The 26,059-nt window shown below is 69.4% G+C and carries 30 protein-coding genes; 25 read left to right on the plus strand and 5 right to left on the minus strand.

All coding sequences use genetic code 11. The annotated features are described in order from the left end of the window. Window positions 1-15: 15 nt before the first annotated feature. The 8 genes from AC1DF3_RS18445 (at window position 16) to AC1DF3_RS18480 (ending at window position 6,368) form a co-directional block, all read left to right on the plus strand. Window positions 16-930 carry a biotin synthase gene (locus tag AC1DF3_RS18445; protein WP_478140411.1) on the plus strand — a complete coding sequence of 305 codons (915 nt, stop codon included), beginning with the start codon at window positions 16-18 and terminating at the stop codon, window positions 928-930. 122 nt (window positions 931-1,052) lie between these two features. After that, on the plus strand, window positions 1,053-1,529 hold the full coding sequence (locus tag AC1DF3_RS18450; RefSeq protein ID WP_286534914.1) for a DUF2244 domain-containing protein: 477 nt from the start codon (window positions 1,053-1,055) through the stop codon (window positions 1,527-1,529). 67 nt (window positions 1,530-1,596) lie between these two features. Continuing rightward, on the plus strand, window positions 1,597-2,781 hold the full coding sequence (gene coxB / locus AC1DF3_RS18455; RefSeq protein WP_286534750.1) for a cytochrome c oxidase subunit II: 1,185 nt from the start codon (window positions 1,597-1,599) through the stop codon (window positions 2,779-2,781). A gap of 36 nt (window positions 2,782-2,817) precedes the next feature. Then, window positions 2,818-4,455 (plus strand): cytochrome c oxidase subunit I, encoded by a 1,638-nt coding sequence (gene ctaD / locus AC1DF3_RS18460; protein WP_286525391.1) that lies wholly within the window; start codon window positions 2,818-2,820, stop codon window positions 4,453-4,455. A gap of 13 nt (window positions 4,456-4,468) precedes the next feature. Further along, a complete protein-coding gene (locus tag AC1DF3_RS18465) occupies window positions 4,469-4,579 on the plus strand; it encodes a cytochrome oxidase small assembly protein (RefSeq protein ID WP_286525389.1) in 111 nt (36 codons plus the stop codon). 19 nt (window positions 4,580-4,598) lie between these two features. Beyond that, entirely contained in the window at window positions 4,599-5,231 is a 633-nt protein-coding gene (locus AC1DF3_RS18470) for a cytochrome c oxidase assembly protein (RefSeq protein WP_478140412.1), read from the plus strand. Beyond that, window positions 5,228-5,437, plus strand: a complete 210-nt coding sequence (locus AC1DF3_RS18475; protein WP_286534748.1) for a DUF2970 domain-containing protein — start codon at window positions 5,228-5,230, stop codon at window positions 5,435-5,437. The genes AC1DF3_RS18470 and AC1DF3_RS18475 overlap by 4 nt, the downstream gene beginning before the upstream one ends. 49 nt (window positions 5,438-5,486) lie before the next feature. Continuing rightward, window positions 5,487-6,368, plus strand: a complete 882-nt coding sequence (locus tag AC1DF3_RS18480) for a cytochrome c oxidase subunit 3 (RefSeq protein ID WP_286534747.1) — start codon at window positions 5,487-5,489, stop codon at window positions 6,366-6,368. Between the two features lie 71 nt (window positions 6,369-6,439). On the opposite strand, the gene AC1DF3_RS18485 is transcribed toward AC1DF3_RS18480, so the two are convergent. Continuing rightward, on the minus strand, window positions 6,440-6,661 hold the full coding sequence (locus AC1DF3_RS18485; protein ID WP_286534746.1) for a twin transmembrane helix small protein: 222 nt from the start codon (window positions 6,659-6,661) through the stop codon (window positions 6,440-6,442). 36 nt (window positions 6,662-6,697) lie between these two features. On the opposite strand from AC1DF3_RS18485, the gene AC1DF3_RS18490 reads away from it, so the two are divergent. The 6 genes from AC1DF3_RS18490 to AC1DF3_RS18515 are packed head-to-tail and all read left to right on the plus strand — an operon-like array spanning window position 6,698 to window position 11,757. Beyond that, on the plus strand, window positions 6,698-7,537 hold the full coding sequence (locus AC1DF3_RS18490) for an SURF1 family protein (RefSeq protein WP_286534745.1): 840 nt from the start codon (window positions 6,698-6,700) through the stop codon (window positions 7,535-7,537). Next, a complete protein-coding gene (locus AC1DF3_RS18495) occupies window positions 7,479-8,204 on the plus strand; it encodes a thioredoxin domain-containing protein (protein WP_286534744.1) in 726 nt (241 codons plus the stop codon). Before AC1DF3_RS18490 ends, AC1DF3_RS18495 begins: the two co-directional genes overlap by 59 nt. An 8-nt stretch (window positions 8,205-8,212) precedes the next feature. Beyond that, on the plus strand, window positions 8,213-9,400 hold the full coding sequence (locus AC1DF3_RS18500; protein WP_478140413.1) for a COX15/CtaA family protein: 1,188 nt from the start codon (window positions 8,213-8,215) through the stop codon (window positions 9,398-9,400). Then, on the plus strand, window positions 9,397-10,302 hold the full coding sequence (cyoE, locus tag AC1DF3_RS18505) for a heme o synthase (RefSeq protein WP_286534742.1): 906 nt from the start codon (window positions 9,397-9,399) through the stop codon (window positions 10,300-10,302). Before AC1DF3_RS18500 ends, cyoE begins: the two co-directional genes overlap by 4 nt. 8 nt (window positions 10,303-10,310) lie before the next feature. Further along, complete coding sequence (locus tag AC1DF3_RS18510) at window positions 10,311-10,916, plus strand: SCO family protein (RefSeq protein WP_478140414.1); 606 nt, start codon at window positions 10,311-10,313, stop codon at window positions 10,914-10,916. A 4-nt stretch (window positions 10,917-10,920) separates the two neighbouring features. Next, window positions 10,921-11,757, plus strand: coding sequence for a DNA alkylation repair protein (locus AC1DF3_RS18515; protein WP_478140415.1), 837 nt, complete (start codon window positions 10,921-10,923; stop codon window positions 11,755-11,757). 49 nt (window positions 11,758-11,806) lie between these two features. Here the strand turns inward: AC1DF3_RS18515 and rpoH are convergent, their stop codons facing one another. The 3 genes from rpoH to ftsY form a co-directional block, all read right to left on the minus strand. Continuing rightward, complete coding sequence (gene rpoH, locus AC1DF3_RS18520) at window positions 11,807-12,748, minus strand: RNA polymerase sigma factor RpoH (RefSeq protein ID WP_286506051.1); 942 nt, start codon at window positions 12,746-12,748, stop codon at window positions 11,807-11,809. A gap of 105 nt (window positions 12,749-12,853) precedes the next feature. After that, the gene (locus AC1DF3_RS18525; RefSeq protein ID WP_478140416.1) at window positions 12,854-13,315 is read right to left on the minus strand and encodes an Mpo1 family 2-hydroxy fatty acid dioxygenase; all 462 of its coding nucleotides are present in this window, start codon (window positions 13,313-13,315) and stop codon (window positions 12,854-12,856) included. A 64-nt stretch (window positions 13,316-13,379) separates the two neighbouring features. After that, window positions 13,380-14,609: a signal recognition particle-docking protein FtsY gene (gene ftsY, locus AC1DF3_RS18530; protein WP_301807188.1), complete on the minus strand. Its 1,230-nt coding sequence runs from the start codon at window positions 14,607-14,609 to the stop codon at window positions 13,380-13,382. Window positions 14,610-14,638: 29 nt separating this feature from the next. Between ftsY and AC1DF3_RS18535 the strand changes: the two genes are divergently transcribed. The 8 genes from AC1DF3_RS18535 to pcp all read left to right on the plus strand — a co-directional run bounded on the left by AC1DF3_RS18535 (window position 14,639) and on the right by pcp (window position 21,900). Continuing rightward, complete coding sequence (locus tag AC1DF3_RS18535) at window positions 14,639-16,102, plus strand: M16 family metallopeptidase (RefSeq protein WP_478140417.1); 1,464 nt, start codon at window positions 14,639-14,641, stop codon at window positions 16,100-16,102. 17 nt (window positions 16,103-16,119) lie between these two features. Next, entirely contained in the window at window positions 16,120-17,463 is a 1,344-nt protein-coding gene (locus AC1DF3_RS18540) for a M16 family metallopeptidase (protein WP_478140418.1), read from the plus strand. Window positions 17,464-17,500: 37 nt separating this feature from the next. Beyond that, window positions 17,501-18,154 carry an RsmD family RNA methyltransferase gene (locus tag AC1DF3_RS18545; RefSeq protein WP_286534735.1) on the plus strand — a complete coding sequence of 218 codons (654 nt, stop codon included), beginning with the start codon at window positions 17,501-17,503 and terminating at the stop codon, window positions 18,152-18,154. Window positions 18,155-18,199: 45 nt separating this feature from the next. After that, window positions 18,200-18,703, plus strand: a complete 504-nt coding sequence (coaD, locus tag AC1DF3_RS18550) for a pantetheine-phosphate adenylyltransferase (RefSeq protein ID WP_286534734.1) — start codon at window positions 18,200-18,202, stop codon at window positions 18,701-18,703. 126 nt (window positions 18,704-18,829) lie between these two features. Beyond that, window positions 18,830-19,489 carry a 5-oxoprolinase subunit PxpB gene (pxpB, locus tag AC1DF3_RS18555; RefSeq protein WP_286534733.1) on the plus strand — a complete coding sequence of 220 codons (660 nt, stop codon included), beginning with the start codon at window positions 18,830-18,832 and terminating at the stop codon, window positions 19,487-19,489. Beyond that, on the plus strand, window positions 19,489-20,529 hold the full coding sequence (locus AC1DF3_RS18560) for a 5-oxoprolinase subunit C family protein (RefSeq protein WP_286534732.1): 1,041 nt from the start codon (window positions 19,489-19,491) through the stop codon (window positions 20,527-20,529). The genes pxpB and AC1DF3_RS18560 overlap by 1 nt, the downstream gene beginning before the upstream one ends. Continuing rightward, window positions 20,519-21,256, plus strand: a complete 738-nt coding sequence (gene pxpA / locus AC1DF3_RS18565; RefSeq protein ID WP_286506060.1) for a 5-oxoprolinase subunit PxpA — start codon at window positions 20,519-20,521, stop codon at window positions 21,254-21,256. The genes AC1DF3_RS18560 and pxpA overlap by 11 nt, the downstream gene beginning before the upstream one ends. Beyond that, a complete protein-coding gene (gene pcp / locus AC1DF3_RS18570) occupies window positions 21,253-21,900 on the plus strand; it encodes a pyroglutamyl-peptidase I (protein ID WP_478140419.1) in 648 nt (215 codons plus the stop codon). The genes pxpA and pcp overlap by 4 nt, the downstream gene beginning before the upstream one ends. Window positions 21,901-22,172: 272 nt before the next feature. Here pcp and AC1DF3_RS18575 read toward each other — a convergent pair whose 3' ends face one another. Then, window positions 22,173-22,883 carry an alpha/beta fold hydrolase gene (locus tag AC1DF3_RS18575; RefSeq protein WP_478140420.1) on the minus strand — a complete coding sequence of 237 codons (711 nt, stop codon included), beginning with the start codon at window positions 22,881-22,883 and terminating at the stop codon, window positions 22,173-22,175. Between the two features lie 71 nt (window positions 22,884-22,954). Between AC1DF3_RS18575 and AC1DF3_RS18580 the strand changes: the two genes are divergently transcribed. The 3 genes from AC1DF3_RS18580 (at window position 22,955) to AC1DF3_RS18590 (ending at window position 26,057) form a co-directional block, all read left to right on the plus strand. Next, entirely contained in the window at window positions 22,955-23,623 is a 669-nt protein-coding gene (locus AC1DF3_RS18580) for a histidine phosphatase family protein (RefSeq protein ID WP_286534729.1), read from the plus strand. Window positions 23,624-23,820: 197 nt separating this feature from the next. After that, window positions 23,821-25,203, plus strand: coding sequence for an amidase family protein (locus AC1DF3_RS18585; protein ID WP_478140421.1), 1,383 nt, complete (start codon window positions 23,821-23,823; stop codon window positions 25,201-25,203). A 35-nt stretch (window positions 25,204-25,238) separates the two neighbouring features. Continuing rightward, complete coding sequence (locus tag AC1DF3_RS18590; protein ID WP_478140422.1) at window positions 25,239-26,057, plus strand: phytanoyl-CoA dioxygenase family protein; 819 nt, start codon at window positions 25,239-25,241, stop codon at window positions 26,055-26,057. Window positions 26,058-26,059: the final 2 nt, after the last annotated feature.

Consider the following 26,059-nt stretch of genomic DNA (forward strand, 5'->3'; position numbering starts at 1 on the left):
TATACTCAGCGCCCCATGCCCACCGACTCCGCACAGCGCCCGCCGACCATCGATGCCACGGCGGCCGGTCGCTGGAGCCGGCTGGCGCCGGCTTCGCAATCCCCCTGGCTTCATGAGGAAATCGGCCGCCGGATGGAAGACCGGCTGCAATGGATCACGGCCAAGCCGCGCCACTGGGCCGACTGGTCGCCCCTGCGCGGCGGCCTGGAGGCTCACGGCCTGGTCGCGCGCCGCTACCGGGATGCCACGCCCTACGTCATCGAACCGGATCCCGTGCTGGCCGCCGCCACCGCCCGGTCGCTGACCGCGCCGTGGTGGACCGCGCGCCGCTGGCAGGGCGCCCGGCCCAGCTTCGATCCGCCGCCCGAGGACGGCGTCGACCTGCTGTGGGCCAACATGGCGCTGCACATGGCGGCCGACCCGCAGGCGCTGATCGCGCATTGGCACCGGGGGGTCGCCACCGACGGCTTCCTGATGTTCTCCTGCTTCGGGCCCGACACGCTGATGGAACTGCGGGCCCTGCACCGGCAGCTCGGCTGGCCGCCGGCCAGCCACGAGTTCACCGACATGCACGACTGGGGCGACATGCTGGTCGGCGCCGGGTTCGCCGAACCGGTGATGGACATGGAGCGCATCGTGCTGACCTGGACCAGCCCCGACGCCGCCCTGGCCGAGCTGCGCACCCTGGGGCGCAACTTGCATCCGGCTCGCTTTCCGGCCTTGCGCGGCAGGGACTGGCGCCGCGCGCTCGGCGCCGCCCTGCCCGAGCTGGCGCCTGCCGAGGAGGGCGGCGGGCGGATCGGGCTGACCTTCGAGATCATCTACGGGCATGCCTTCAAACCGACCCCCCGTGTCGCGCTGTCTGCGGAAAGTGCAGTGTCCTTGCGGGAAATGCGTTCCATGCTGCAGCGAGGTCGTGTAGGCAACTGAGGCCCGCTCGGTTGACCCGCTACAATTCGGCGCTGCGTGAACTCCCGGGTATTGTCCCGTGATCGAGGCCTGTCCGATTCATTTTTGACAGTCGTCGACGCACCGATTTGCTGAACTCGCCCGTGTCGAATTCCGTGTTTCGTTTTGCCACTGTTTCTGGCCAGAGCATCCACTGGTTCCTGAAGCGCAACTGCTCGGTCACGCCGAGCCAGCTCGGCTGGCTCTACGCGTCGCTCTGCGTGGTGTCGCTCGGCATCGGGACGGTCTTCTGGCTGAACGGCGCGCGGCTCGTGTTGCCGTTCGCGTGGCTCGAACTCGCCGCGGTCGGGTTCGCGTTCGTGCTTTATGCGCGGCACGCGACCGATGGCGAGAAGATCGCCTTGCAGGGCGGCAGGCTGGTGGTCGAACTCGAGAACGGCGGGCACTACGAGCGCACGGAATTCTTGCCGCACCAGGTGCGGGTCGAGCCCCAGGCCAGCGATCGTTCGCTGATCGAGGTCTCGGGTCAGGGTCGTTCGGTCAGGGTGGGGCGCTATGTGCGTCCGGAGTTGCGCGCGGCGCTGGCGCGCGAGATTCGCATGGCATTGCGGGCCGCCTGAGGGGGCGCGCGCAATGACGCACCGTGGGGACCGGTGGGGTTAACAGGAAAATGAAGAAGTGAACACGATGAAGAGCAATTGGCGGAACAAGATCTGGCCGGCGAATCTGCTGCTGGCGGCCGGCGCGGCGTTCAGCGGCGCGGCGCACGCAGTCAACGACCTGCCCGGCGGTCCGTCGGTTCGTCAGTTGAACCTGCCCATCGGCGTGACCAAGATCTCCCAGGAGCAGCACTTCCTGCACACGGTGATGATGGTGCTGTGCACGGTCATCTTCGTGGCCGTCTTCGCGGTCATGTTCTATTCGATCTGGAAGCACCGCAAGTCGGTCGGCCACAAGGCCGCCAACTTCCATGAATCGGTGGTGGTCGAGGTGATCTGGACCATCGTGCCCTTCCTGATCGTGATCCTGATGGCGCTGCCGGCGACCCGGGTGCTGGTGGCCCAGAAAGACACCACCAACTCCGACCTCACCATCAAGACCACCGGCTACCAGTGGAAGTGGGGCTACGACTACCTGAAGGGCGAGGGCGAGGGCCTGTCCTTCATCTCGACGCTCGACAGCTCGCAGCGCGCGATGTCGAACGCCGGCGCCCGCGGCGAGATGCCCGACGACTACCTGCTGAAGGTCGACAACCCGCTGGTGGTGCCGGTCAACGCCAAGATCCGCATCATCACCACCGCCAACGACGTGATCCACGCCTTCGCGGTGCCGCAGCTCGGCGTCAAGCAGGATGCGATCCCCGGCTTCGTGCGCGACACCTGGTTCCGGGCCGAGAAGGTCGGCGACTACTACGGCCAGTGCCAGGAGCTCTGCGGCAAGGAACACGCCTACATGCCGATCCACGTGAAGGTGCTGGCCGCGGCCGACTACACCGCCTGGGTCGATGCCAAGCGCAAGGAAGCCGCCGCCAAGCAGGACGACCCGACCAAGGTCTGGACCCTGCCCGACATGCTGGCCCGCGGCGAGAAGGTCTATGCGGCCAACTGCGCGGCCTGCCACCAGGCCAACGGCCGCGGTGCCGGCCCGATCAAGGCGCTCGACGGTTCGCCGACCGTCCTCGACGCCGACCACCAGAAGCAGCTCCACGTGGTGCTCAACGGCCAGAACAACGGCGCGATGCCGGCCTGGAAGCAGCTGAGCGACACCGACATCGCGGCCGTGGTGAGCTTCACCAAGAACGCCTGGTCGAACAAGACCGGCCAGCTGGTGCAGCCCTCCGAAGTGCTGGCCGAGCGCGCCAAGGCCAAGTAAGCCGGCGCCCACGTAGAGTTTGCAAGGAAAACCAAGATGAGCGCAGTCCTCGACCCCCACGGCCACGCACCAGGTCACGACGACCATGCCCACGACGACCACCACGGCGCACCGGCCGGCTGGCGCCGCTGGGTGTTCGCGACCAACCACAAGGACATCGGCACGCTGTACCTGCTGTTCTCGTTCACCATGCTGATGGTCGGCGGCGTGCTCGCGCTGCTGATCCGCGCCGAACTGTTCCAGCCCGGCCTGCAGCTGGTCAACCCCGAACTGTTCAACCAGTTCACCACCATGCACGGCCTGATCATGGTGTTCGGCGCCATCATGCCGGCCTTCGTGGGCTTCGCGAACTGGATGATCCCGCTGCAGATCGGCGCATCCGACATGGCCTTCGCGCGCATGAACAACTTCAGCTTCTGGCTGCTGATCCCGGCGGCGCTGATGCTGGTCGGTTCGTTCTTCATGCCCGGCGGCGCACCGGCCGCGGGCTGGACGCTCTACGCGCCGCTCACCTTGCAGATGGGCCCCTCGATGGACGCCGGCATCTTCGCGATGCACATCATGGGCGCCTCGTCGATCATGGGCTCGATCAACATCATCGTCACCATCCTCAACATGCGCGCCCCCGGCATGACGCTCATGAAGATGCCGATGTTCTGCTGGACCTGGCTCATCACCGCCTACCTGCTGATCGCCGTGATGCCGGTGCTCGCCGGCGCCATCACGATGACGCTGACCGACCGCCACTTCGGCACCAGCTTCTTCAACCCCGCCGGCGGCGGCGATCCGGTGATGTACCAGCACATCTTCTGGTTCTTCGGCCACCCCGAGGTCTACATCATGATCTTGCCGGCCTTCGGCATCATCAGCCAGATCGTGCCGGCCTTCTCGCGCAAGAAGCTGTTCGGCTACGCCTCGATGGTGTACGCCACCTCGTCGATCGCGATCCTGTCGTTCATCGTCTGGGCGCACCACATGTTCACGACCGGCATGCCGCTCACCGGCCAGCTGTTCTTCATGTACGCGACCATGCTGATCGCCGTGCCCACGGCCGTGAAGATCTTCAACTGGGTCGCCACCATGTGGCAGGGCTCGATGACCTTCGAGACGCCGATGCTGTTCGCGGTCGGCTTCATCTTCGTGTTCACGATGGGCGGCTTCACCGGCCTGATCCTGGCGGTCGCGCCGATCGACACCCAGCTGCAAGACACCTACTACGTCGTCGCCCACTTCCACTACGTGCTGGTGGCCGGCTCGCTCTACGCGATGTTCGCGGGCTACTACTACTGGGCGCCCAAGTGGACCGGCGTGATGTACAACGAGACCCGCGGCAAGGTCCACTTCTGGTGGTCGCTGATCTCGTTCAACATCACCTTCTTCCCGATGCACTTCCTGGGCCTGGCGGGCATGCCGCGCCGCTATGCCGACTACCCGATGCAGTTCGCCGACTTCAATGCGGTGGCCAGCGTCGGCGCCTTCGCCTTCGGCCTGGCGCAGGTGTACTTCTTCTTCTTCATCGTGCTGCCGACCATGCTCGGCAAGGGCGAGAAGGCCCCGCAGAAGCCGTGGGAAGCGGCCGAAGGCCTCGAGTGGGAAGTCCCCTCGCCGGCGCCGTTCCACACCTTCGAGACCCCGCCGCGGCTGGACCCCACCGCGACCAAGGTGATCGGCTGAAGCGCGCCTCGACATGACGCCCGAGCAGAAAAGGAACAACCGCCGCATGGGGCTGACGCTGGCCTCCATCGCGCTGCTGTTCTTCGTCGGATTCATCGTCCGCATGGTCTGGATCGGCCGCTAGGCCGCAACGAGGGCACGGCATGGGCATCGGTCAACGCATCCGCCGCGAGAACGTCCGCATGGTCGGCAAGCTGGCCGTGGTCGCGGCCGGCATGTTCGGCTTCGGCTATGCACTGGTGCCGATGTACCGCGCGATCTGCGAAATGACCGGCATCAACATCCTGGCACTGTCCGAGCTCCAGGTGCCGGGCGGCGCCAGCGGCGGCGACCAGGTGCGCGTGCCCGACAACACCCAGGTCGACATGAGCCGCACCATCACGGTCGAGTTCGACGCCAACGTGCGCGGCCTCTGGGACTTCAAGCCCGCCCAGCGTTCGATGGAAGTGCACCCGGGCCAGCTCAACACCGTCATGTACGAGTTCCAGAACGTCCAGAACCGCCGGATGGCGGCGCAGGCGATCCCGAGCTACGCGCCGCAGCAGGCCGCACCCTACTTCAACAAGCTCGAGTGCTTCTGCTTCAACCAGTACACGCTCGACCCAGGCGAAAAGAAAGAGTGGCCGGTCGCCTTCGTGATCGATCCGAAGATCTCCAAGGACGTCAAGACGATCACGCTGTCGTACACCTTCTTCGAGGTCGGCGGCAAGACCCCTCCGGCCCCGGTGGCCGCCAACGGCGCGCTGGCCGTGCCTGCAACGGAGCCGCGTTCGTGAGCGTCGCGCCGTTGTCTCGCAAGGCTTCGCTGTGGCAGACCGTGAGGGCAGTCTGCTGGTCGTTCTTCGGCATCCGCAAGAACAGCGGCTACCAAGACGACCTCGCGAAGCTCAATCCCCTGCACATCATCGCGGTCGCCTTCGTCGCCGTGGCGCTGTTCGTGGCCGCGCTGATCCTGCTGGTGCGCTGGGTGGCCGCCTCCTGAATCAAGATCCCACAGAAATCGAAGCTAGAGAAGAAAACCAGGACCTGAAATGAGCTCAACCACCCACGGCACCACGCCTTACTACTTCGTGCCCGGGCCATCGGCCTTCCCGGTCATGGCCGCGACCGGCCTGCTCTTCGTCATCCTGGGCGCGGCCCAGTGGATCAACGGCCACCAGTGGGGCATGTGGTCGCTGCTGGCCGGCATGATCATCTGGCTCGGCACGCTCTACGTCTGGTTCAGCGCCTCGATCCGCGAAAGCGAAGGCGGCCTGTACGGCCACAAGGTCGACCTATCGTTCCGCTGGAGCATGAGCTGGTTCATCTTCTCCGAAGTGATGTTCTTCGGCGCCTTCTTCACCGCGCTGTGGTGGGCCCGCACCCACGCGCTGCCGGCGCTCGGCAGCCTCGACAACGCGCTGCTGTGGCCCGACTTCAAGGCCGTCTGGCCGACCACGGCGGCTGGCGTGACTGGTTCGCCCGCCGGCATCGTCGAGCCCTTCCAGACCGTCGGCCCGTTCTGGCTGCCGACCATCAACACCGCGCTGCTGCTGAGTTCCGGCGTCACGCTGACCATCGCCCACCACGCGCTGCGTGCCGGCCATCGCGCGCAGAGCGTGCGCTTCATGTGGCTGACCGTGCTGCTGGGCTTCACCTTCCTGTGCGTCCAGGGCTACGAATACCACCACCTGTACACCGAACTGAACCTCAAGCTCAGCTCCGGCGCCTACGGCTCCACCTTCTTCATGCTGACCGGCTTCCACGGCCTGCACGTGTTCATCGGCATGCTGATGCTGTTCTTCATCACCATGCGGCTGCGCCGCGGCCACTTCACGCCCGAACGCCACTTCGGCTTCGAAGGCGCCGCCTGGTACTGGCACTTCGTCGACGTGGTGTGGCTCGGCCTCTATTTCCTGGTCTATTGGCTTTGAGCATCGGCGACGGCACGACAAAAAAGCGCCGCAAGGCGCTTTTTTCATGGATCTCGTGGAACGAGCACCACCTACTTGCCGATCGGGAGGCCCCCTGGCTGGATGTAGCCGAGTTTCCACGCGAGGAGCACGCAGAGGAACAAAAGCACCGACAACCCGATCCGAACCGTGAGCGCGCGCACCATGCCGCCGCTCTTGCCGCGGCCGTTGCGCCCGTCCCTCAGCATGAAGAACAGCGCCACTGCGAGACTCGCCAGGATGCCCAGGAAGGCGAGGGCGACCAGATATTTCATGACCCCCATTATCGGCCGCCAGCGCCGCCTCCTGCCGTGAATGCGCAACCGCTCCAGACCTCTCGTCCCCGCCGTGCCGGCCGCTTCTGGTTCATCACCGCGGTCGCCCTGCTGATCCTCGCCGCCACCGTCTCGCTCGGCCGCTGGCAGTTGTCTCGCGCGGCCCAGAAAGAGGCCCTCCAGGCTGAGATCGAGGCCCAGGAGAACCTGCCGCCGCTCGACCCGCAGGCCTTCCTGGCGCTCGCCGACGCGACCACCGCGATGCACCGGCCAGTGCGCCTGCGCGGGCTCTGGCTGGCCCCGCACACCATCTATCTCGACAACCGGCAGATGCATGGCGTGCCGGGCTTCTACGTGCTGACGCCCTTCGCGCTCGAAGGCACCGAGCAGACGGTCCTGATCCAGCGCGGCTGGATCCAGCGCAATTTCACCGACCGCGCCAAGCTGGAGCCGATCGAGACGCCGAGCGGCCTGGTCGAGGTGACGGCCCGGATCGCGCCGCCGCCCGCCCATTTGCTGGAGCTGGGCAAGGGCGATGGCGCGGCAGCGCCCGCGCCGGCCGCTTCGTCCCCGGCCGCCCCGACGGCCGCGGCCACGCCCGATTCCGTGGGGTCTTCGCGCATCCGGCAGAATCTCGCCCTGGAAGCGTTCCGCGCCGAAACCGGCCTGCCCCTGCGGACCGACGTTTCCCTGCAGCAGACCGGTCCGGCCTCCGAGGGCTTGCAGCGCGACTGGCCGGCCCCCGCGCTGGGGGTCGAAAAGCACTACGGCTACGCATTCCAGTGGTTCGGCCTCGCGGCCCTCGTGGTACTCCTCTATGTCTGGTTCCAACTCATCGCCCCCTTCCGCCGTGCACGCCTTGCCCGCCGCGGCTGACGAGCCGCTCGGCCTGACCGTGCATTCGATGCCGTCGCCGCGCCAGGCCCTGGCGGGCGCCGAGGGCCGGCGCACGGTCCAGGGCCGCTGGAAGATGATCTTCGTGCTGCTGTGCTGCGCGGCCCCGGTGATCGCCTCCTACTTCACCTACTACGTGGTGCGCCCCGAAAGCCGCAGCGTCTACGGCGAGCTGATCGACCCGCAGCGTCCGCTGCCGAACATCGCGGCGACGCTGCCGGACGGCACCACCCAGCGCCTGCCCTCGCTCAAGGGCCAGTGGCTGCTGCTGACCGTGGCCGATGCCGGCTGCGATGCGCTCTGCGAACAACAGCTGTACCTGCAGCGCCAGCTGCGCGAGAGCCTCGGGCGCGAAAAGGACCGGCTCGACCGCGTCTGGCTGGTCAGCGACGACAAGCCGCTGCCCGAGCGGCTCGCCAACGGCCTGCGCGGCGCCACCGTGCTGCGCCTGCCGGCGGCCGAGATCGCCAAGTGGCTGCCGGCTGCCGCCGGCCATGCGCCGGCGGAGCACCTCTTCGTGGTCGATCCGCTGGGCAACCTGATGATGCGGTTCCCGGCCCGCATGGACGCCGCCGGCGCCAGCCGCGGCAAGCGCGACCTCGACCGGCTGCTGCGCGCCTCGTCTTCGTGGGACGAAGCCGGCCGCTGATCAACGCCATGGACACGACCTCGCTCTACGACCTCAAGCCGATCGCCTGGCTGCTGGCGGTCGGCGTCCTGCTGGCTCTCGGTCCGCTGGTCTGGGTCTGGCGCCGCAACGCCGGCGCCGCTGCCGCGCGCCGGCTGCATGCGCTGACCGTCCTGACCCTGTTCCTGACCTTCGACCTGACCCTGTTCGGCGCCTTCACCCGCCTGAGCGATTCGGGCCTGGGCTGCCCCGACTGGCCCGGCTGCTACGGCAACGCCAGCCCGGTCGGTGCCCGGCACGACATCGCGATGGCGCAGGCCGCCCAGCCGACCGGGCCGGTGACGCACAGCAAGGCCTGGGTCGAGATGGTCCACCGCTACCTCGCCACCGGGGTCGGCTTCCTGATCCTGGTGCTGGCGATCGCGACCTGGGTCGCGCGCCGCCGCCAACGCCGGCCCGACCACCGCGGCGAGCGTGCGCTCAGCGCCTGGTGGCCCGCGGCCACGCTGGCCTGGGTCTGCCTGCAGGGCGCCTTCGGTGCCCTGACCGTCACCTGGAAGCTGTTCCCGGCCATCGTGACGCTGCACCTGATGGGCGCCGTGGTGCTGCTGGCGCTGCTGTGCATCCAGGCCGTGCGCTACCAGCAGGCGGCGACGCAGCGCCTGCCGACGCCCCTGCCGTCGCCGCTGCGCGGCCTTCTTGTCGCCACCACCGCCTTGCTCGCGCTGCAGATCGCCCTGGGCGGCTGGGTCAGCACGAACTATGCGGTGCTGGCCTGCAGCCAGTTCCCGACCTGCCAGGACAGCTGGTGGCCGCCGATGGACTTCGCCCAGGGCTTCCAGGTCTGGCGCCACCTGGGCGAGACCGCCGCCGGCAGCCCGATCGATTTCGCGGCGCTCACCGCCATCCACTACGTGCACCGCCTGATGGCCTACCTCGTGTTCGTCGCCATCGGGCTGCTGGCCTGGCGGCTGCGCCGCATCCGGCCGCTGCGTGCCCAATCGCGGTGGCTGGCTGGCCTGGCGCTGCTGCAGCTCGCCAGCGGCCTCGGCAACGTGCTGCTCGGCTGGCCGCTCGCGGCGGCCCTGCTCCACACCGGCGGCGCCGCCGCGCTCGCGGTGGTGCTGACCTGGACCCTCTGCGAAAGCCGTCGCGAAGGCGCGCGCAGCGCGGCCGGCGCCGGCGCCCGTGTTCCCAAAATGGAGGTGGCCCGATGAGCGCCCCCGTGTCTGTTCCCGCCCCGACCACCGCCAGCGTGCTGCGCCAGTTCTATGCGCTGACCAAGCCGCGGGTGGTGCAACTGATCGTCTTCTGCGCCCTGATCGGCATGGTGCTCGCGGTGCCCGGCGTGCCGTCGCTGGCCGATCTGCAGCAGGGCGCACTCGCCTGCCTCGGGATCTGGCTGGTTGCCGGCGCGGCGGCCGCCTTCAACTGCCTGGTCGAGAAGGGCATCGACGCCAAGATGAAGCGCACCGCCTGGCGGCCGACGGCGCGCGGGCAACTGAGCGACAAGCAGGCGCTGATCTTCTCGGCCGCGCTCTGCGCTGCCGGCTCGGCGCTGCTGTGGTTCACCGTGAACCCGCTGACCATGTGGCTGACCTTCGCCACCTTCGTCGGCTACGCGGTGGTCTACACCGTCATCCTGAAGCCGCTGACGCCGCAGAACATCGTGATCGGCGGCGCCTCGGGCGCGATGCCGCCGGTGCTGGGCTGGGCCGCGATGACCGGCGACGTCGGCCCCGAGGCGCTGATCCTGTTCCTGATCATCTTTCTGTGGACGCCGCCGCACTTCTGGGCCCTGGCCCTGTACCGGGTCGAGGACTACCGCAAGGCCGGCCTGCCGATGCTGCCCGTGACCCACGGCAACGAGTTCACGCGGCTGCAGGTGCTGCTCTACACATTCATCCTCTTCGCCGCCTGCCTGATGCCCTTCATCTACGGCATGAGCGGCTGGCTCTATCTGGTGGTCGCGATCGGCGTCAGCATCGGCTTCACCGGCTATGCCTTCGCGCTGTGGCGGAACTATTCCGACGCGCTGGCGCGCAAGACCTTTCGCTTTTCACTGATCCACCTGAGCGTGCTGTTCGCGGCGCTGCTGGTCGACCACTACCTCCAATGACCGAATCCATGAACAAGCGCCAAGCACTCCGGACCCTGGCCTGGGTCGGCGTCGCCGCGGCCGCGGGTGTCCAGCTCGCGGGCTGCACCGAGGCCAAGCCCAGCTTCAATGCGGTCGACATCACGGGCGCCGACTATGCCCGCGACTTCTCGCTGACCGATGCCGACGGCAAGGTCCGCACCCTGGCCGATTTCAAGGGCAAGGCGGTGGTGCTCTTCTTCGGCTACGCGCAGTGCCCCGACGTCTGCCCGACCACCATGAGCGAGATGGCGCAGGTCAAGCAGCAGCTGGGCGCCGATGGCGACAAGTTGCAGGTGGTGTTCGTCACGGTCGACCCGGCGCGCGACACGCCCGAGGTCATGAAGGCCTACATGGGCGCCTTCGACCCGTCGTTCGTGGCGCTGATCCCGACGTCGGACCAGCTCGCCGCGGTGGCCAAGGACTTCAAGGTCTACTTCAAGAAGGTCGAGGGCAAGACGCCGACCAGCTATTCGATGGACCACTCGGCGGCCAGCTTCGTCTACGACCCGCAGGGCCGGTTGCGGCTGTACGCGCGCTACGGCGCCGGCGTGGCCCCGATGGTGTCGGACCTCAAGACCCTGCTCAAATCCTGAACCCGTGGCGTCGGTCGACCACCTGAAGCAGCGCAAGGGCGCCTTCCGTATCGCGTTGATCCCGCCCGAGGTGCTGGACGCGCTCAACGACGGCCTGCTCGAGACCGTCAACCTCAACGAATTCATGGCGCTGGAGCTGCCGCGGCTGGCGCGCAGCGTGGCAGCGCAGATCGGGCTCGACCCGGCCAGCGAACGGCTGGCCGACACCTGCGCCATGCTGCCCGCCTTCAAGCCGATGCAGCGCCACGGCCACATCGCCCGGGCGTTCTACGACCTGGCCGGCGCCCACCCGGAGCGCGATGCCGTGGCCCACCGCCTGGCCACCCATGCGAGCGACGTGGCGCGCTGCTGGGCGACCCAGTGGCTCCCGATGTCGGGGCTCGCGCTGCCCGAGCAGCTGGCGGCGGTGCGCCGCTTTGCCGCCGATCCGCATTTCGGCGTCCGCGAGATGGCCTGGATGGGGGTGCGCGAGGCGACCATCCGCGCGCTCGATCAGGCGCTGGCCCTGCTCCAGCCCTGGACCGCCGATCCCGATCCGAACATCCGCCGCTTCGCCAGCGAGCTGACCCGTCCGCGCGGGGTCTGGTGCCCCCAGATCGAGCGGCTCAAGGCCGAGCCCTGGCTGGCCCTGCCGCTGCTGGAGCCGCTGCGCGCCGACCCCAGCCGCTACGTCCAGAACTCGGTCGCCAACTGGCTCAACGATGCCAGCCGGACCCAGCCGGACTGGGTCGAAGCCACCTGCGAGCGCTGGCTGGCCGACAGCGATGCCGCCGAAACCCGCTACATCGCGCGCCGGGCCTTGCGCACGCTGGCCAGGCGGCCGCCCGAAGAAGCGGCCTGACAACGAAAAGCCCGGCGCGGGCCGGGCTTGTTTCGGGGGGCGGAGGCGCTCAGGCGTATTCGGCCAGGGCCTTCTTCATCTTCTTCATCGCGGCGACCTCGATCTGTCGGATGCGCTCGGCGCTCACGCCATAGACCGCGGCCAGGTCGTGCAGGGTCATGCCGCCCGAACCGTCGTCGTTGACCTTGAGCCAGCGCTCCTCGACGATGCGGCGGCTGCGGTCGTCCAGCGCCTCGAGCGCGGTCGAGATGCCGTCGGTCGACAGGCGGTCGCGCTGGCGCGATTCGATCTGCGCGGTCGGCTCCTGCGTGGCGTCGGCCAGGTAGGCGATCGGGCCGAAGCCTTCGTCGCCGTCGTCGGACGGGCTCGGGTCGAGCAGCACGTCGCCGCCCGAGAGCCGGGTTTCCATCTCGAGCACTTCCTCGGGCTTCACGTTGAGCCGGGTGGCCATCTGCGACACCTCGTCAGGGCTCAGCGTCTCGCGGTGGGTGCCCGCATCGGCGGCGGCCGAATCGGCCTTGAAACCCTGTTTCATGGAGCGCAGGTTGAAGAACAGCTTGCGCTGGGCCTTGGTCGTCGCGACCTTGACCATGCGCCAGTTCTTCAGGATGTACTCGTGGATCTCGGCCTTGATCCAGTGCATGGCGTAGCTCACCAGCCGGACGCCCTGGTCGGGATCGAAGCGTTTCACGGCCTTCATGAGGCCGACATTGCCTTCCTGGATCAGGTCGCCGTGCGGCAGCCCGTAGCCCAGATATTGGCGGGAGATAGACACAACAAGGCGCAGATGCGACAAGATAAGYGCACCAGCAGCTTCGAGATCGTTGTTGTCGCGCAATTTGCGCGCAAAGCCCTGCTCTTCTTCGAGCGTGAGCAACGGCAGGCGGTTGGCTGCCGAGATGTAGGCGTCCAAGTTACCCAGCGGCGGGACCATCGACCACGGATTGGCGACGGCGAGCTGGTTGGCAGAGGCTCCAGACAGTGTTGTCATTCGGGGAACTCCTTCTTTCATGGCCATATTAGCACTCGGTTGGAGGGAGTGCTAAGCTAAGGGTTCCCACCTATTTTCTATGGGGGCGATAGCCTTTTCCCGCGCCTACCAGCGAATGCCGAGGCGAGAAAAAAGCAGCGACAGCACGAACAAAGGGCCGACCCAGAGGTATTGGATGTCCTCGAAGAAGGAAGGTTTCCGCCCTTCGATCTTGTGGCCGATGAACTGGAAGATCCAGGCCACCACGAAGATGGCGGCGGAAATCGGCAGCACAAGGTCCCCCATCGCGTGAACGAGCGCCAGGGTGGCGGCAGTGGCCGCGAGCATCGCCACCAGGAAGACCGGCGCCCGCAGCCCGACGTAATAGACCGCGCTGGCCGCCACGAAGGCATAGGCCACCCAGGGATGGAGAGCGAACAGCAGTCCGACGATGCTGACCATGATCGCCGGGATGGCGACCACGTGGATCGCCTCGTTGGTCGGGTTGCGGTGGCTCTCGCCGTAGTGGGCGAGCAGGCGGTCGACCTTGCGGTCGGCGCCGGCGAGGGGGGCGGTGGCGGTGTTCATGCGGGTCTCCGGGGCCTCTTGGCGGGCTCCGGCCATGATGCCAGAGCGCCCCGCGGCGCACAAATTAGCCGAGGAGGGCCTGAGCGAACTCGCGCGCGTCGAAGGTTTCCAGGTCCTCGAGCTTCTCGCCGACGCCGATGAAATAGACCGGGATCGGCCGTTCGCGCGCGATCGCGCACAGCACGCCGCCCTTGGCCGTGCCGTCGAGCTTGGTCACGACCAGCCCGGTCAGGCCCAGCGCCTCGTCGAAGGACTTGACCTGCGCCAGCGCGTTCTGGCCGGTGTTGCCGTCGATCACCAGCAGCACTTCGTGCGGCGCCGTCGGGTCGGCCCGGTTTACCACCCGCTTGATCTTCTTGAGCTCGTCCATCAGGTGGATCTGGGTCGGCAGCCGGCCGGCGGTGTCGACCAGCACCACGTCCTTGCCGCGCGCCTTGCCGGCATTGACCGCGTCGAAGCTCACGGCGGCCGGGTCGCCGCCCTCCTGGCTGACGATCTCGACCGTGTTGCGGTCGGCCCAGACCAGCAACTGCTCGCGCGCCGCGGCGCGGAAGGTGTCGGCCGCCGCCAGCAGCACCGAGGCACCCTCGTTGGCCAGGTGCTTGGTGAGCTTGCCGATCGAGGTGGTCTTGCCGGCGCCGTTGACGCCGGCGACCATGATCACGGTCGGCGTGTGCTCGCCGATGACCAGCGATTTCTCCAGCGGGCGCAGCAGGTCGGCGATGGCGTCCGCCAGCAGCAGCTTGACCTGTGCCGCGTCGCTCGCCATGGTGCTCTTGACGCGGCGGCGCAGGTCTTCGAGCAGGTGCTCGGTGGCCTTGACCCCGGTGTCGGCCATCAGCAGCGCTTCCTCGAGTTCTTCGTAGAGTGCGTCGTCGATCTGGGCGTTGACGAAAGTGGCGGCGATGCTGTTGCCGGTCTTGCGCAGACCGTTCTTGAGCTTGCCGAGCCAGCCGCTGCGCGCGGGTTCGGCCGCTGGCGCGGGAGGGTGAGGGGGAGGTGGTGGAGGCGGGGGCGATTCGGGCACCGGCGGCAACGCAGCGGGCAGGGCCGGCGGAGCCGCGGAAGGCGCGGGCACCGGGGCCGGCACCGCGACGGGGGCAGGAGGTGTCGGCGCAGCCACGGGGGCTGGCGGCGGCGGCTCCACCACAGGCGCCGCCTTGCCGCCGAACCAGCTGGAGGGCGAAAAGACCGATTTGGGGGCGGGCGCGGGCGATTCGGCCGGCGGGGCCGCCGGCTCCGGAGCCGGCGCCGGGCTCTCGACCGCAGGTTTTTTCTTGAAGAAACTGAACATTGGGCGCTTTTTACAATCCGAGCCATTCTATGAAACACCCTTTGCCACGCCGCGCTGCGTCGGTCGCGGTGCTGGCTTCGGTGCTGTTGGCACTGCCGAGCCTGCCTGCGCTGGCCCAGTCCGCCCATTCGCCCACCGCCGAGACGGCCGCGCCCACGGCGCCGGTTCCGGCCCGGCAATTCACGCTTTCCAACGGCATGACCCTGATCGTCAAGCCCGACCGCCGGGCGCCGACCGCGGTCCAGATGCTCTGGGTCCGGGTCGGGTCGGTCGACGAGGTCGACGGCACTTCGGGCGTCGCCCACGTGCTCGAGCACATGATGTTCAAGGGCAGCAAGCAGCTCAAGCCGGGCGAGTTCTCGCGCCGCGTGGCTGCGCTCGGCGGGCGCGAGAACGCCTTCACCACCCGCGACTACACCGGCTACTACCAGCAGATTCCGGCCGGCCAGCTGGAGCAGGTGATGAAGCTCGAATCCGACCGCTTCGCCAGCAGCCAGTGGCCCGACGACGAATTCAAGCGCGAGATCGAGGTCGTCAAGGAGGAGCGCCGGATGCGCACCGACGACCAGCCGCGGGCGCTGCTCGGCGAACAGCAGAACGCGGCGATCTTCACCGCCTCGCCCTACCACCGCCCGGTGGTCGGCTGGATGAGCGACCTCGAAGCGATGACGCCGGCCGATGCCCGCGCCTTCTTCCAGCGCTGGTACGTGCCGTCCAATGCGGCGATCGTGGTGGCCGGCGACGTCGATGTCGACCAGGTGCGGGCCTGGGCCGAGAAATACTACGGCTCGATCCCGGCCCGCGCCGTGCCGGAGCGCAAGCCGCGCACCGAGCCGGCGCAGCGCGGCGTGCGCCGGGTCGAATTCAAGGCGCCGGCCGAGCAGGCCTATGTGTCGCTGGCCTTCCGCGCGCCGCAGATCGCGACCGGCGACGCTTTCGGCGCCGCGGCCGACAGCGACGCCTATGCGCTGGTGGTGCTGGCGGCCCTGCTCGACGGCTATCCCGGTGCCCGGCTCGACCGCGCCCTGACGCAGGGGCCCGACCGCGTGGCCGATTCGGCCGGCGCCTATGCAGGCTTCATCGGCCGCGGGCCGCAGATCTTCGGGCTCGACGGCGTGCCAGCCGCCGGCAAGACGCCCGAGGCCGTGGAGGCCGCGCTGCGCGCCGAGGTCGCCAAGGTGGCGCGCGAGGGCGTCGGCGCGGCCGAACTGGCCCGCGTCAAGACCCAGTGGGTGGCGAGCGAGACCTACAAGCTCGATTCGGTGATGGCCCAGGCCCGCGAGCTCGGCAGCAACTGGGTGCAGGGCCTGCCGCTGGACGCCAGCGAGCGGATCATCGCGAAGCTGCAGGCGGTCACGGCCGAGCAGGTGCAGGCGGTGGCGGTGAAATACTTCGGCGACGACCAGATGACGGCCGCCGTTCTGCGGCCGCTGCCGCCCGAACCCAACCGCCGCCCGCGCGGTTTTGCAGCGCCTGCCGGCGATCTGCGTTGAAACGAGGTTGCATCCCCATGTTCGACACACGACAGTTCGCGCTGCGCAGCCTGCTGGCCGGCGCCGCGCTTTTCATCGGCGCCGCCGCCCAGGCCGCCATTCCGATCCAGCACTGGAGCCTCGCGAACGGTGCCAAGGTCTACCTGGCCGCCACCAACGCGCTGCCGATCGTCGATGTCCAGGTCGACTTCGACGCCGGTGGGCGGCGCGACCCTCCGGCCCAGGCCGGCCTGGCCTCGATGACCGCAGGGATGGTCGAGAAAGGCATTCGTGCGAACGGCAGCGACCCCGCCTTGGACCAGAACGCGTTGGGCGAAGCCTGGGCCGATCTCGGCGCCAATTTCGACGCCGGTGCCGGCTCCGACCGCACCAGCTTCACCTTGCGCACGCTGTCCGATCCGGTGCTGCTCGACAAGGCGGTGCGCCTGGCCGCGCGCGAGATCGGCGAGCCGGCCTTCCCCGAGGACGTCTGGAAGCGCGAGCGCGAGCGCATCGGGGCCTCGATCCGGGAAGCCAACACCAAGCCCGCCACCCGGGTCGAGCGGGCCTTTTCGCAGGGTGTCTACGGCACCCATCCCTACGGCCTGGAGACCACCGAGGCCACGCTGGCTCAGATCGACGTCGCCGCGATGCGTGCGCGCTATGCGCAGCTGATCGTGCCCTGCCGCGCCAAGATCAGCATCGTCGGCGCCGTCACGCGGGCGCAGGCCGACGGCATCGCCGCCACGCTGCTGTCGCGGCTGCCCGCCGGGGGCGCTTGCGCCGCGCTGCCGGCGGTGCCAGAAGTGCAGCCGCTGACGGCGCCCAAGGACGAACGCATCCCTTTCGATTCGGCCCAGGCCCATGTGCTGATCGGCCAGCCCGGCTATCGGCGCGCCGACCCCGACCACTTCGCGCTCACGCTCGGCAACTACGTGCTCGGCGGCGGTGGCTTCGTCTCGCGCCTGACCGAGCAGGTGCGCGAGAAACGCGGGCTGGCCTACAGCGTCTACAGCGGCTTCTCGCCGGGCCTGCATGCGGGCGCCTTCCGCATCGGTTTCCAGACCCGGCCCGACCAGGCCGATGAAGCCGTCAAAGTCTCGAAGGACGTACTGGCGAAGTTCGTCGCCGACGGCCCGACCGAGGCCGAGCTCAAGGCCGCGAAAGACAACCTGATCGGCGGCTTTCCGCTGCTGCTGGACAGCAACCGGAAGCTGCTCGGCAACGTCGCCAACATCGCCTGGAACGACCTGCCGCTCGACTACCTCGAGACCTGGACCGCGCGCGTGAACGCGATCACCGTGGCCGACGTCAAGGCGGCCTTCGCGCGCAAGCTCCAGCCGGAGAAGATGGTGACGGTGGTGGTGGGCGGGCAACCTTGAAGGGCCGGTGCAGGCGGCTGCCGTTAAGCTCCCGGCTGTGAAACCAAAGTCCCGAACACCCGCCCCCGCGGCACCGGCCAAGCCGGCCAAACTCGCCAAGGCACCGCATTTCGTCCGCATCATCGGCGGCCAGTGGAAGCGAACCCGCCTCGCGGTCGCCGACAAGCCCGGCCTGCGCCCGACTCCCGACCGGGTGCGCGAAACCCTCTTCAACTGGCTCGCCAGCCTGGCCGGCGTCGGCGGCGGCGAGCTGCCCGGCTGGCAGTGCGTCGATGCCTTCGCCGGCACCGGCGCGATCGGCCTCGAAGCCGCCTCGCGCGGCGCCGCCTCGGTGCTGCTGTGCGAGCAGGACCCGACCCTGGTCGCCCAGCTCCAGGGCCTGAAGGCCAAGCTCGGCGCCGACGCCGTGCGCGTCGAGCGCGGCAACGGCGTCACGGCGCTCGAGCGGGTGCCGGCCGGGAGCCTGCATGCGGTGTTCCTGGACCCGCCGTTCGAGAACCCCGCCTTGTACGAGCCGGCCCTGCGTGCGGCCCTGCGGGCTCTGCGGCCCGAGGGCGTGGTCTACCTGGAGGCCGCCCGGCGCTGGAGCGACGACGAGCTCGCCGCGCTCGGCCTTTCGGTCTTCCGCTACCTGAAGGCCGGCGCCGTGCACGCCCACCTTCTGCAGGCCGCGGCAAGCCCCGCTGCATAATCCGCCGAACCTGGCCGACGGCGGCCGAATCAGGAGGAAAGAAGCATGTCCAGCAACGTGATCGCCGTATATCCCGGCACCTTCGACCCCATGACGCTCGGTCACGAGGACGTGGTGCGGCGCGCGACCCAGCTGTTTTCGCGGGTCATCGTCGCGGTGGCAGCGGGACACCACAAGAAGGCCTTGTTCACGCTGCAGGAGCGCATCGACATGGCGAGCGACGCCGTCAAGCCCTACAGCGACCAGGTCACGGTCGAGAGCTTCTCGGGCCTGCTGCGCGACTTCGTGGTCGCCCGCGGCGGCAAGGCGATGGTGCGCGGCCTGCGCGCCGTGACCGACTTCGACTACGAGTTCCAGCTGGCCGGCATGAACCGTTCGCTCATGCCCGAGGTCGAGACCGTGTTCCTGACGCCGAGCGACAAGTACCAGTTCATTTCCAGCACCTTCGTTCGCGAGATCGCGATGCTGGGCGGCGAAGTCGACAAATTCGTCTCGCCCAACGTCCAGGACAGCCTGCTCGCCAAGGTCCGCGGCCTCGTGCGCGAATGAGCCCCCGCCCGGCCGCTCCGAAGGGGGCTCGCACCGCAGTGCGAAGCACGGAGGTTTTCAAATGAGCCCCCGCCCGGCCGCTCCGAAGGGGGCTCGCACCGCAGTGCGAAGCACGGAGGTTGCCGGTTGACCCCCCAGCCGCTTCGGCTGCATTCTCTGGGCGAGGCCGCCTTGCTGTGCGAGCTGCCGGCGCCGGCGACGCTGGTCCAGCAGCAGCGCATCTGGGCGCTGGCCGCGGAAGCGATGCAGTGGCGCGGCGTGCAGGAGGTGCTGCCGGGCATGAACAACCTGAGCCTGCTGTTCGATCCGGCGCAGATCGATGTCGTCGAACTCGAGATGCAGGTGCTGTCGGCCTGGCCGCAACTGGCCGCGGCCGGCATCCAGGGCAGGCAGGTCGAGATTCCGGTCGCCTATGGCGGCGAGTCCGGCCCCGACCTGGCCGAGGTCGCCCGCCACACCGGCCTGTCGCCGGCCGAGGTCGTGAAGCGGCACAGCGCGGGTCATTACGTGGTGTACCTGCTCGGCTTCCTGCCGGGCTTCGCCTTCATGGGCGGCCTGCCGCCGGAGCTGGCGACGCCGCGGCGCAAGGAGCCGCGCCTGGCCGTGCCGGCGCGTTCGGTGGGCATCGGCGGCGAGCAGACCGGCATCTACCCGCTGGTCTCGCCGGGCGGCTGGCAGCTGATCGGCCGCACCTCGCTGGAGATGTTCGATCCGGGCGCGGCCGAGCCGACCCGCCTGCGGCCGGGCGACCAGGTGCGTTTCGTGGTCGAAAGCATGGAAGCCTGATGACGGGCGCTTCCGGACTCACGGTCCTGCGACCGGGCATGCTGGCCTCGGTGCAGGACCTCGGGCGTCCGGGGCACCGCCAGCTCGGCATCTGCCCGGGCGGCGCGCTCGACACGCTGGCCCTGACCCTCGCCAACCGGCTGGCCGGCAACCCCGACGGCGCCGCCGGCCTCGAACTCACGATGGGCGGCTGCGAGATTCGCTTCGAGGTCCCGACCCGCATCGCGCTGGCCGGCGACGACTTCGGCGCCACGCTCGACGGCGTGCCGCTGTGGCCGTGCTGGAGCCTGCCGGTGGCCGCGGGGCAGGTGCTCAAGCTGGCCGGCGCCAACCGGTCGGCACTGAAGGCCGGGCTGCGCAGCTGGCTGGCGGTGGCCGGCGGGATCGATGTCCCGGTGATCCTCGGCTCGCGCAGCACCGACCTCAAGGCCGGTTTCGGCGGCCACCACGGGCGGGCCCTCAAGAAGGGCGACAAGCTGGCGCTCGGCACGACGGCACTAGACGCGCAGCAGCTGGCGCGGCGGCCCTTCGGCGTGCGCAGCCCCGATCCGGGCCGCGGCAGCGACGGCGCGACCGTGCTGCGGGTGATGCCCGGCCCCGAGTTCGAGCAGTTCACGATCGCGTCGCGCGAGGCGCTGTGGGGCGGGTCCTGGCGCCTCACGCCGCAGAGCAACCGCATGGGGAGCCGGCTCGAGGGCTTCGAGCTCAAGCGCCGGCGCGCCGTCGACATGCTGTCTTCGGGCGTGATCCCGGGGACGATCCAGGTGCCGCCCGCGGGCCAGCCGATCATCCTGATGGGCGATGCCCAGACCACCGGCGGCTATCCGCGCATCGGCGTGGTGATCCGCGCCGACCTCTGGAAGCTGGCGCAGGCGCCGCTCAATGGCCGGCTGCGGCTGCAGCAGGTCGATTCGGCACAGGCGCTGGCGGCCTGGGACGAGCGCCGGCGCTATCTCTCGCAGGTGGCGCAAGGCCTGGCGTCGGCGGGGTGGATCGCACCGGCGCAGAATCCTCCCCAAGGAGAAAGCGATGCAGATTGACCTCAACGCCGACCTCGGCGAGGGATGCGACAACGACGAGGCCCTGCTCGGGCTGGTGAGCTCGGCCAACATCGCCTGCGGCTGGCACGCCGGCGACGCCCGCACCATGCAGCAGTGCGTGCGCTGGGCGATCGCCAACGGCGTCGCGATCGGCGCCCACCCGAGCTTCCCGGACCGCGAGAACTTCGGCCGCAGCACCATGCACCTGCCGCCCGAGGAGATCGTCGCCGGCGTGCTCTATCAGATCGGCGCGCTGGCCGCGATCGTCAAGGCCGAAGGCGGCCGGCTGGCCCACGTCAAGCCACACGGCGCGCTCTACAACCAGGCGGTCAAGGAGCCGGCGCTGGCCGAGGCGATCTGCGAGGCGGTGCGCCGCTTCGATCCCTCGCTGCGCTATTTCGGGCTGGCCGGCAGCGGCATGATCGGTGCCGCCGAGCGTGCCGGCCTGCGGCCGGTCGAGGAGGTCTTCGCAGACCGCGGCTACATGCCAGACGGCAGCCTGGTGCCGCGCAGCCAGCCGGGCGCCCTGATCGACGACGAAGAAGCCTCGCTGGCCCAGACCCTGTCGCTGGTGCGCGACCGGCAGGTGCGCGCCATCGACGGCAGCCTGGTGGCGGTGAATGCGCAGACGGTCTGCCTGCATGGCGACGGCCCGCATGCGCTGGCCTTCGCGCGCCGCATCCGCGAGCGGCTGGCGGCCGAAGGCATCGCGGTCGCGGCGACGTGAACGTCCTGCTGACCGGCTTCGAGCCCTTCGACCGGGAGACGGTCAATCCGTCCTGGGAGGCCGTGCGCGCGCTCGACGGCTGGCGCCAGGGCGCTGTCGTGGTGCATGCGCGCCGCATCCCCTGCGTATTCGGTGCCGCGCTGCGGGCGCTCGACGCGGCGATCGACGAACTGCAGCCGCAGCTGGTGCTCGCCGTCGGCCAGGCCGGCGGCCGCAGCGAGTTCACGCCCGAACGGGTGGCGATCAATGTCGACGACGGCCGCATCGGCGACAACGTCGGCCACCAGCCGATCGACCAACCGGTGGTGGCGGGCGCGCCCGCGGCCTACTTCTCGACCTTGCCGATCAAGGCCATGGTGCGCGACCTGCGGGCCGCGGGCATCCCGGCCGCAGTGTCGAACAGCGCCGGCACCTTCGTCTGCAACCACCTGTTCTTCGGGTTGATGCACCGGGCCGCGACCCGCCCGGTGCCCGGCATGCGGGCTGGCTTCATTCACGTCCCGTACCTGCCCGAGCAGGTGGCGCGACTGCCGGGGCAGCCGAGCATGGCGCTGGCCACCATGGTGGCGGGGCTGCGCGTCGCGATCGCCACGGCGCTCGCGGTCGGTGAGGACATCCGCGAGACCGGCGGCCAACTGCACTGAACGCGGTTTCCGAAAGTCCGGGGTGCGTGCCGAGGGCACCGGGTGGCCCCCTCCGCGAATGTCCCCCGCCTTCGGCTCCTCCTTTATTTCGCTGCGGGGGCCACCCGGTGCCCTCGGCACGGGTAGCAGGAGGTCGTTCCACCCGATCGACGACGGCTGTGTAGGCTCACGCCGATGGCGTGCTCTGCGCAGCGAAATAAAGGAGGAGCCCGAAGGGCGGGGGACATTCGCGGAGCAGAGTACGCCGTCGGCGTGAGCCCACCCCCGTCGGCCTATGGCGCGACCAGCAGGCGCTCGAGCCAAGGCCCCAGCGTGGCGTTGACCAGCTCCGGCCGCTCCATCGTGAGCATGTGGCCGCACTGCGGGACCCAGACCAGCTCGGCCTGCGGCACCAGGCTCGCGATCTCGCTCGAGCACTCGGGCGGCGTCAGGCGATCGCCGTCGCCGCACATCACCAGCACCGGACAGCGCAGCGAGGGCAGGTGGGGGCGGGCGTCCGGGCGCGCCATCAGGGCCCGGTTCTGCCGCACCAGCTGCGCCGCGCCGGCATCGAGCACCAGTTCTACGTAGCGCCGCAGCAGTGGGGCATCGCCGCCGCGCGAGCTGTGGAAGGCGAAGCCGGCGTTCAGCTCGATCACGTCGCGGGCCTCGCCGTTCTCGAACAGCTCGATCGCCGAACGCCGCAGTTCGAACATCTCGGGCGTTTCGGCGCGCGCGTTGGTGCCGAGCAGGGCCAGCCCGGCGATGCGCGCGGGCGCCTGCCGCGCGACCTCCATCGCGACCATGCCGCCCATCGAGGCTCCGCAGAGGATCAGCGAGCCCGGGTGGTCGGCCAGCACGGCGGCGGCCATGGTCTCGATGCGGTCGCAGCGCATGTGGGCGTCGCTCACGCGGACATCGAGCGCCGGGGGCAGGGCCGGCCGCTGGGCCTCCCAGAGGCGTTCGTCGCAGGCGAGTCCGGGGAGCAACACGAGGCTTGGCATGCCCGGATTCTCGGTGAAGCCGCGAACGGTCGCGTGCCTGACACCGGCTGCGGGGAGAATAGACCCTGCCTATGTCCACTCCCACCGAACTCATCCTGATCCGCCACGGCGAGACCGACTGGAACCGCGAGCTGCGTTTCCAGGGCCACATCGACGTGCCTCTCAACGACATGGGTCACGAGCAGGCGCGCCGCCTCGGGCTGCGCCTGGCCGGCGAACCGGTGCAGCAGCTGATCAGCAGCGACCTGATGCGGGCGCAGCAGACCGCGGCGCCGGCCGCGCGGCAGCTCGGGCTCGAGATCCTCACCACCGTCTCGCTGCGCGAGCAGAACTTCGGCATCGTCGAGGGGATGCGCGCCGACGAGATCCAGGCCCGGCATCCGCGCGCCTGGGAGGACTGGCTGAAGTTCAGCGAGGACCATGCGATGCCCGAGGGCGAATCGCCGCGCCAGTTCCACGCCCGCATCATCGAGGCGCTGGGCCGCATCGCGACCGCCAACACGGGGCAGCGGCTCTTGGTGGTCACCCACGGCGGCGTGCTCGACATGGTCTGGCGCACCGCGCGCGGGCTGGGACTCAACGGGCCGCGCCAGAGCGACATTCCCAATGCCGGCTTCAACCGAATCCGCATCGCCGAGGCCGCGAAGCCCGACCAGATCGAGATCGTCGACTGGGCCGATACGCGGCATCTGGCGGACCTGCCGGAGCAGCCCACGTACGACCAGCGGCGGCATTCCTGAGACCTTGCGGGACAGACCAAGAAACTGCGCAGCGGTTTTTGCTCTGTCCTCGACCTCGTGAGACCTTGCGGGACAGACCAAGAAACTGCGCGGCAGTTTTTGCTCTGTCCTCGACCTCGTGAGACCTTGTGGGACAGACCAAGAAACTGCGCAGCAGTTTTTGCTCTGTCCTCAACTGACTAGAGGAGCCCGCCCCCATGCCCTACGCGACCACCCGCGAACTAGTCGCAGCCCTCCAATCCGGCAAGACCTCCGCCGCCGCCCTCCTGGCGGATTCCATCGAGCGAATCAAACAGTTCGACCCGGCGCTCAATGCCGTCGCAGTGCGCGATTTCGAGCGTGCCCGCGTGGCCGCGCTGGCCGCCGATGCCGCGCTGGCGCGGGGCGATCGCCGCCCGCTGCTGGGAGTACCGGTCACGGTCAAGGAGGCCTTCAACGTCGAGGGCCTGCCGACCACCTGGGGCATCCCCGGCACCGGGCAGCCGCCCGCGGCCGAGGACGCGGTGCTGGTGCGCCGGCTCAAGGCGGCCGGCGCCATCGTCATCGGCAAGACCAACGTGGCGATGCAGCTGGCGGACTGGCAGTCGAGCAATCCGGTCTACGGCCGCACCAACAATCCCTGGGACCTGGCGCGCACGCCCGGCGGCTCGTCGGGGGGCGGTGCGGCAGCGCTGGCGGCGGGCTACGTGTCGCTCGAGTTCGGTTCCGACCTGGTCGGCTCGCTGCGCGTGCCGGCCCATTTCTGCGGCGTCTTCGCGCACAAGCCCACGCACGGCCTGGTGCCGATGCGCGGCAGCGCGCCGCCGGGCACGCCGGCCCTGTCGGCCGACCCCTGGGTCGACCTCGCGGTGGTCGGCCCGATGGCGCGCAGCGCCGCCGACCTGGCGCTGGCGCTCGACGCCATCGCCGGCCCGGACGATGCGCAGGCGATCGCCTACCGGCTGGCGCTGCCGCCGTCGCGCCATGCCGCGCTGGCGGATTTCCGCGTGCTGTTGCTCGACACCCATCCGCTGGTGCCGACCTCCGCGGCGGTCCGTTCGGCCTTGCAGCGTCTGGCCGACGGCCTGGCGCGCGCCGGCTGCCGGGTCGAGCGCGGCAGCCCGCTGCTGCCCGACCTGGCGCGGGTGGCGTCGCTCTGGGGCCAGCTCTTGTGGGCCCAGCTCGGTGCGGACATGCCGGGCGCCGAAGCGGGGATCAGCCATCGCGACTGGATTCATGCCGACCGCATGCGTGCCGCCACGGCGCACCGGTGGCGCGCCTTGTTCGCCCAGTGGGACGTGGTGCTGTGCCCGGTGTCGCCGACGCCGGCCTTCCCGCACGATCCGGGCGAGATGGAGACCCGGCGGCTGCGGATCGACGACCACGAGATCGCCTACAAGGACCAGTCGCCCTGGTCGAGCCTGGCGACGCTGACCGGGCTGCCCGCGACCGCGATGCCGATCGGCCTGAGCGAGGAGGGGCTGCCGGTCGGCATGCAGATCATCGGCCCGTACCTGGAGGACCGCACGACCATCGCCTTCGCCGAGGCCGTGGAGCGCGCCTTCGGCGGCTTCGTCCCGCCGCCTGGCTACGACGGCTGAACTGCCCATAATGGGCGCCTCCACGAGGTGCACACATGGCGCAACTGTCCGCACGAGAGATCGCGCAGTACCAGTCCGAAGGCTGGGTGATCCCGCAGTTCCGGCTGCCCGAGGCGCGGGTCGCGATGATGCGCGAGGCGCTCGACGAACTGATCCGCAACAACGCCGGCGTGCGTCCCGAGAAGCTGGTCTCGGCACATGTCGAGGGCGACAACGGCGAGGGCGTGCGCGGCAGCCGGCGCTTTCTCGAACTGGCGATGGACCCCGAGATCGTCGAACTGGTGTCGGGCGTGATCGGCGACGACGTGATCCTCTGGGGCTGCCACGTGTTCTGCAAGCCGGCCGCCGAAGGCTACGAGACCCCCTGGCACCAGGACGGCCACTACTGGCCGATCCGGCCGCTGGCCAACTGCACGGTCTGGGTTGCACTTGAAGCGTCGACGGTCGAAAACGGCTGCCTGCGCGTCATCCCCCGCTCGCACCGTGGCCAGGTGCTGCACGAGCACCTGCATGAAGATCGCACCGACCTGACCCTCAACCAGCGCCTGGCGGCGGGCAGCTTCGACGAGGCCTCCGCGGTCGACCTCGAACTGCAGCCGGGCCAGATGTCGCTGCACGACGTCTACATGATTCACGGCGCCCAGGCCAACACCTCCGCGAAACGCCGAACCGGCGTCGCCCTGCGCTACATGCCCGCGACCTCGGTGTTCGAGCGCGATCTGCGGCCGGTCGACGGCAAGAGCGGCGTGGCGGTCGATTTCGCCCGCCGCCCGCTGTGGCTGCTGCGCGGCACCGACCGCAGCGGCCGCAACGATTTCGAGATCGGGCACCGGGCGATGGGGCTGGATCGGTAGCG

The sequence above is a fragment of the Variovorax sp. 10N432 genome (assembly GCF_056394465.1).

Bases quoted from the DNA above. Each gene is read 5' to 3' on its own strand.
- AC1DF3_RS18445 (WP_478140411.1), top strand. From the start codon at position 16: ATGCCCACCGACTCCGCACAGCGCCCGCCGACCATCGATGCCACGGCG.
- coxB (WP_286534750.1), top strand. From the start codon at position 1,597: ATGAAGAGCAATTGGCGGAACAAGATCTGGCCGGCGAATCTGCTGCTG.
- ctaD (WP_286525391.1), top strand. From the start codon at position 2,818: ATGAGCGCAGTCCTCGACCCCCACGGCCACGCACCAGGTCACGACGAC.
- AC1DF3_RS18465 (WP_286525389.1), top strand. From the start codon at position 4,469: ATGACGCCCGAGCAGAAAAGGAACAACCGCCGCATGGGGCTGACGCTG.
- AC1DF3_RS18470 (WP_478140412.1), top strand. From the start codon at position 4,599: ATGGGCATCGGTCAACGCATCCGCCGCGAGAACGTCCGCATGGTCGGC.
- AC1DF3_RS18480 (WP_286534747.1), top strand. From the start codon at position 5,487: ATGAGCTCAACCACCCACGGCACCACGCCTTACTACTTCGTGCCCGGG.
- AC1DF3_RS18485 (WP_286534746.1), bottom strand. From the start codon at position 6,661: ATGAAATATCTGGTCGCCCTCGCCTTCCTGGGCATCCTGGCGAGTCTC.
- AC1DF3_RS18495 (WP_286534744.1), top strand. From the start codon at position 7,479: ATGTCTGGTTCCAACTCATCGCCCCCTTCCGCCGTGCACGCCTTGCCC.
- AC1DF3_RS18500 (WP_478140413.1), top strand. From the start codon at position 8,213: ATGGACACGACCTCGCTCTACGACCTCAAGCCGATCGCCTGGCTGCTG.
- cyoE (WP_286534742.1), top strand. From the start codon at position 9,397: ATGAGCGCCCCCGTGTCTGTTCCCGCCCCGACCACCGCCAGCGTGCTG.
- AC1DF3_RS18510 (WP_478140414.1), top strand. From the start codon at position 10,311: ATGAACAAGCGCCAAGCACTCCGGACCCTGGCCTGGGTCGGCGTCGCC.
- AC1DF3_RS18525 (WP_478140416.1), bottom strand. From the start codon at position 13,315: ATGAACACCGCCACCGCCCCCCTCGCCGGCGCCGACCGCAAGGTCGAC.
- ftsY (WP_301807188.1), bottom strand. From the start codon at position 14,609: ATGTTCAGTTTCTTCAAGAAAAAACCTGCGGTCGAGAGCCCGGCGCCG.
- AC1DF3_RS18535 (WP_478140417.1), top strand. From the start codon at position 14,639: ATGAAACACCCTTTGCCACGCCGCGCTGCGTCGGTCGCGGTGCTGGCT.
- AC1DF3_RS18540 (WP_478140418.1), top strand. From the start codon at position 16,120: ATGTTCGACACACGACAGTTCGCGCTGCGCAGCCTGCTGGCCGGCGCC.
- coaD (WP_286534734.1), top strand. From the start codon at position 18,200: ATGTCCAGCAACGTGATCGCCGTATATCCCGGCACCTTCGACCCCATG.
- AC1DF3_RS18560 (WP_286534732.1), top strand. From the start codon at position 19,489: ATGACGGGCGCTTCCGGACTCACGGTCCTGCGACCGGGCATGCTGGCC.
- pxpA (WP_286506060.1), top strand. From the start codon at position 20,519: ATGCAGATTGACCTCAACGCCGACCTCGGCGAGGGATGCGACAACGAC.
- AC1DF3_RS18575 (WP_478140420.1), bottom strand. From the start codon at position 22,883: ATGCCAAGCCTCGTGTTGCTCCCCGGACTCGCCTGCGACGAACGCCTC.
- AC1DF3_RS18580 (WP_286534729.1), top strand. From the start codon at position 22,955: ATGTCCACTCCCACCGAACTCATCCTGATCCGCCACGGCGAGACCGAC.
- AC1DF3_RS18585 (WP_478140421.1), top strand. From the start codon at position 23,821: ATGCCCTACGCGACCACCCGCGAACTAGTCGCAGCCCTCCAATCCGGC.
- AC1DF3_RS18590 (WP_478140422.1), top strand. From the start codon at position 25,239: ATGGCGCAACTGTCCGCACGAGAGATCGCGCAGTACCAGTCCGAAGGC.